The sequence below is a fragment of the Clostridium sp. CTA-6 genome (assembly GCF_054768115.1).
The window spans coordinates 1-4412 of record NZ_BAAAAU010000021.1 but is presented as its reverse complement, the minus strand read 5'-3'; the positions used below and the strand labels follow the sequence as shown (position 1 = coordinate 4412).

Genomic DNA, 4412 nt, shown 5'->3' with positions numbered 1-4412 from the left:
TTCTTTTGCCCTTGTAATACCTACATAAAAAAGTCTTCTCTCTTCCTCTATATTAATTTCTTCATCTGATTTACTATAAGGAATATTATCTTCATTACAATTTACAATAACTACATTTTTAAATTCCATGCCTTTGACTCCATGTATTTCTGTAGGTGTAATTCATAAAGTGTTGTAAATGTTATAACTCAATATTCAATTTTTAAGATTATTCCATACATTACAATTATTATAGCATTTTTATATTTTATGTGGTATACAATATAAATTTGTAAATTAGAGATGTTTTAATACTCTATATTATTATGTTCTGATACACAAAAAAATAAAATAAGGTAAAGTAAATTAATACTCTACCTTATACAATGTAGTAAAAACTCTAATATTTTTTATAAATAATTATTTAAGATTAAATTGTATTCCTTTATTATGCTCTGTTATTAATTTTAGATTATCAATCTTAACATCTTTAGGTATATCGAATACTAAGAAAGTATTTTTGTTTATTCCTGCATTAATTTTATCATAAGACCCTATAAAATTTTTATTTTCTCTAAAAATAGATTCTTGACTATTTAGATGCCCTAATGCTTCAAAAGAATTATCATCAACTTCATATGTTTTTTTCCCATCATTTAATTTAAATTCATGTGGTTCATATCCTGTAGCTTCTTCGTCATTATTTTTTATATCTAGTTTTATTACTATAAATTTTCCACTTGGTGTTGATTTCCCAGATTCATTGCTAATAGCACCATTTTCTTTAGCTTCTAAAATTTTAATACTTAAATTTCCTACAGGAGACTGTTCTCCAAATTTTACATCTTTCTTTTCTTCTTTTGCTTCCTCTTTTGTGCTAGAAACTTGTTTATCTACACTTTGACCAATTTGTTTATTAACTCTACCAATTGCTGTAGCATCACCTATAAAATACCCTACAATAAATATAATAAGTCCACCTATTATTAATTTAAACTTCTTTTTCATGTACTTAACCCCCTCTTGTTGATATAGTTTAATTATAACAAAAATGTAATATTTATAAACAAAACATCAAACTTTGGATATATTAAGAACAAAATAATTTACAAAATACCATTGAAAAAATAAAACTTAATATTTTACATACTTCCCATAAATATATCCACCATGTGAAGGATAATATACATGCATTCATTCCCCTTATTTTCTATATAATCTAACCTTTGCACCATTAGGTAAAGCTCCTAATATTTTAGAAGATGTAGATTTTTTCTCTAACATTTACACCGCTTGATGTACATATAGTTCCTGTTTTTCCATCTAAGTTAATCCAACTATTATTGTTGCTTGTTGGTTTATTTTGTGTAGTTATTATAATACCTACTAATCCTTTGACTATAGCATTAGCTATATTTTCAGCGTTAAATTTATTCATATCTCCAGAATTATCACAAAAACGACATTCTATTAGTATGGCTTTAGCTTTAGTATGTCTTAGTACATATAAACTAGATCCATCTTTTATACCTCTATTTGCATAACCTAAGGCACAAATATTATTTAACACTGCCCTAGCTTGTTGCAATCCTTTTCCTCCATATGTGAATATTTCAGTACCATAAGCACTACCGTTATAGCAATTAAAATGAATAGATACATATAAATCTACATTGTTATTATTGGCTGTATTAGTTCTATAACTTAAACTATCGTTCAAATTACTACAAGTATCTTTATAACACTTAATAACTGTATGTCCTAAAGCTTGTAATTTACTTATTACTCTAGTGCCTACTTCTCTAGTTAGATTACTTTCTGCTTTTATTCCTGCTGCTCCATAATCGGCACTACTTAATGTGTGTCCACAATCAATCCCAATTTTCATTATTTACCTACTTCCTTCCTATCCTTACTAAAATAAAATGCTATAACCATAGTATAAATAGTTATAAACTCTGTATTTATAGTGTTTTTAATTGATAATATAGCAAATACTATAGTCATTATTACTGCTATTAACCACCTGGCACTTGTTATTTTTCTTAACGCTCTATCCATACTATCCCTCCAATTTATTCTCTATCTTATCTACGCTTTTTTTAACATCTTCAAGCACATCAAATTTTCTAGCTAAATCACCAATAACTTCTTGGTTTTTATCAATTGTACTTTGCATTTTTTCTTCTCTTTCTTTTGAAGTTTTAAGTACAAAATATAATAGGTAGCAAAACAATACTGCAAAAGCTCCTTGACTTATCATATACCTCATCATTTCTTGTTCCATAGAACACACATCCCTTCTTTATTATTTTTTAGTTTACTTTAAATTTAATTTACATAATTAAATATATGTAACTATAATAAGCAAAAATAAAAAGACTATCTCTAGTCCTTATTTTGCCTTTTAAGATATTTACTTGTGTCGTCTTAATTACCTATTACCAATTATACCCATTTACACTTATAAGCCCTTATTTATAGCTATTTGTAAGTATTCATATCTATAAATACTCACTATTGGGAACTAAAAAAGACACCTTACTAAGTGTCTTAATATCTGTTCTTATTACATTATTCCTAATTGTTTATTTACTTCTTTATTTGTTCTATTTGAAGCTTCTAATATTTTTCTATAAAGTAAATTACCAGTGTATCCTTGTTTTAAATATTTATTTTCATAATACTCAAATGGCAAATTAGAATTATTAATATCCAAATATGCTGCTAACTCTCTATCTCTCATTAATTTTCTAGCTTGCATTCTATATTTGTTTCTTAATAAATGAGCCTTTATAGCTTGCTCTTTTATTGCTAATGTTTTATCTATTTTATTAACAATATTTTTATCATGGTAAATATACCATTCTCTTACTTTTAAATTACTTAGTTTCCCAATTAAATTTTCATATTGTTCAAAATTAATATCTGTTCTAACCTCTTAAACCCTTCTTTTTAATATTTGCATCATTTATATAGTATAGATCATATATGAAAATTTGTCAATCTCAAATCAAAAATGTAAATTTTATACATTGATTATCTTTCTATAACCCTTTCTTGTTCTTCTTCTATAAACTCTTTCATTTTTGCATTAATCCATGTAGACATTCTTATTCCTTTTCTTTCAGCTATCTTACAAAAATTTTTATATGTTTCAGTATCTAGTGTAATATTTTTTCTTATAGTTGCCATATGCAATCCCCCCTATTGGAAATTATACAATGTAAATTTATATATCTTTCGGTCATTTTTATATCTGCATGTCCAAGACATTTTTGGATGAGATATATCCCCGCCCCATTTTTAAGTGCCATTGTAGCAAATGTATTTCTAAAAGTGTTCACACCATGGAATTTTACATTTCTATGTTTAAAATAATTTTTTAAATTTTGATGACAAGTATCATATTTCATCTTTTCCCCATTTAGCAAAGGAAATAAATAATCTTCTTGCTTTAATCCCATTCTTTGAATATATTCCATTAAATTAACTTTTAAGGTATTGCTTAATGGTACAGTTATTTGTCTTTTAGTTTTCATATGTCTAAAAAGTATGCTATCTGTACTAAAATTAACATCTTCTACATGAACATTTAACAAAGTTTCTGCACGACAGCCTGTTGACAAAAGAAATGAGCAAATTGCCCAAGAACGAAAATCTCCTACAAGACAAGTATTTATGCTAGGTTTTTTCAATAATTTTATAACTTCTTCTTCTGTATAAACTTCCTTTTTTTCTAATAAAATATTAGGTATTTTCACTGTAAATTTAGTAAGATAATTATTATTAAAACAATAACTTAAAAAAGCTCTCATTTTTATAACATATGTCTGATAAGTATTTCCTTTATATCCTTCTTTACGCATATTTATTATATGCTTTTCTATCTTTTCTTTAGTTAATTCTTTGATATTTGAATCTAAATTTACTACTTTTATTAATTCATATTTTCCAAACTTTTCTTTGCTCTCTATAGTTTTTTCTCTTTGGCCGATGCTTGTACAATAATTTAAATAATCTCCATAAATTTCTCCTACTATTTTATTAGTTGTTTTATTTAAGTTTTTCGATCTTAATTTAGCCATTTTCGTTCCATACCTCCACACATGTTTTTTACTGTTACATGTATGGAACAACCTTATGATACACTTTTCTTTTTAATAATATTGCTCTTAGTTATAACATTTCTATCAAATTTTCTTTTAGTTCCATCTAAAAATCCTATCTCCACATAATTTTCCCCTTGATTTTCAATAATTCCTTCACCAAACACCTTATGAACAACTCTTTCTTTTCCTTTAAAATAATCATTTTCTAATAACTCTTTATCTAACTTGCATTCCTTTATAAAATTAGAGGTTTCTTTATTCTTCCCCCTTATAACCTTTGGTACAGTTAAATATAAGTTTTCTTTTGCCCTTGTAATACCT

6 protein-coding genes and 3 pseudogenes are annotated in these 4412 nt (G+C 26.0%); all 9 read right to left on the bottom strand.

The genetic code is table 11. From position 1 onward, the window contains the following. Positions 1 to 147 (bottom strand): annotated as a pseudogene (locus ACYUDJ_RS21150) (3'-5' exonuclease); the annotation flags it as partial. A gap of 252 nt (positions 148 to 399) precedes the next feature. Next, positions 400 to 987: a DUF4352 domain-containing protein gene (locus tag ACYUDJ_RS21145; RefSeq protein WP_003486631.1), complete on the bottom strand. Its 588-nt coding sequence runs from the start codon at positions 985 to 987 to the stop codon at positions 400 to 402. A 186-nt stretch (positions 988 to 1173) separates the two neighbouring features. Continuing rightward, positions 1174 to 1867, bottom strand: a pseudogene (locus ACYUDJ_RS21140) (CBO1751 family endolysin). Then, complete coding sequence (locus ACYUDJ_RS21135; RefSeq protein WP_003486633.1) at positions 1867 to 2040, bottom strand: hypothetical protein; 174 nt, start codon at positions 2038 to 2040, stop codon at positions 1867 to 1869. Before ACYUDJ_RS21135 ends, ACYUDJ_RS21140 begins: the two are co-directional and overlap by 1 nt. Position 2041: 1 nt before the next feature. After that, on the bottom strand, positions 2042 to 2266 hold the full coding sequence (locus ACYUDJ_RS21130; protein WP_003486634.1) for a BhlA/UviB family holin-like peptide: 225 nt from the start codon (positions 2264 to 2266) through the stop codon (positions 2042 to 2044). A 282-nt stretch (positions 2267 to 2548) separates the two neighbouring features. Next, on the bottom strand, positions 2549 to 2743 hold the full coding sequence (locus ACYUDJ_RS21125) for a hypothetical protein (protein ID WP_003486635.1): 195 nt from the start codon (positions 2741 to 2743) through the stop codon (positions 2549 to 2551). A 275-nt stretch (positions 2744 to 3018) separates the two neighbouring features. Beyond that, the gene (locus ACYUDJ_RS21120) at positions 3019 to 3174 is read right to left on the bottom strand and encodes a hypothetical protein (RefSeq protein WP_043031831.1); all 156 of its coding nucleotides are present in this window, start codon (positions 3172 to 3174) and stop codon (positions 3019 to 3021) included. After that, on the bottom strand, positions 3162 to 4067 hold the full coding sequence (locus ACYUDJ_RS21115; RefSeq protein ID WP_042385209.1) for a tyrosine-type recombinase/integrase: 906 nt from the start codon (positions 4065 to 4067) through the stop codon (positions 3162 to 3164). Before ACYUDJ_RS21115 ends, ACYUDJ_RS21120 begins: the two co-directional genes overlap by 13 nt. A 53-nt stretch (positions 4068 to 4120) precedes the next feature. Next, positions 4121 to 4412: pseudogene (locus ACYUDJ_RS21110) on the bottom strand (ATP-dependent helicase); the annotation flags it as partial.

Bases quoted from the DNA above. Each gene is read 5' to 3' on its own strand.
- ACYUDJ_RS21125 (WP_003486635.1), bottom strand. From the start codon at position 2,743: ATGCAAGCTAGAAAATTAATGAGAGATAGAGAGTTAGCAGCATATTTG.
- ACYUDJ_RS21130 (WP_003486634.1), bottom strand. From the start codon at position 2,266: ATGGAACAAGAAATGATGAGGTATATGATAAGTCAAGGAGCTTTTGCA.
- ACYUDJ_RS21115 (WP_042385209.1), bottom strand. From the start codon at position 4,067: ATGGCTAAATTAAGATCGAAAAACTTAAATAAAACAACTAATAAAATA.
- ACYUDJ_RS21145 (WP_003486631.1), bottom strand. From the start codon at position 987: ATGAAAAAGAAGTTTAAATTAATAATAGGTGGACTTATTATATTTATT.
- ACYUDJ_RS21120 (WP_043031831.1), bottom strand. From the start codon at position 3,174: ATGGCAACTATAAGAAAAAATATTACACTAGATACTGAAACATATAAA.
- ACYUDJ_RS21135 (WP_003486633.1), bottom strand. From the start codon at position 2,040: ATGGATAGAGCGTTAAGAAAAATAACAAGTGCCAGGTGGTTAATAGCA.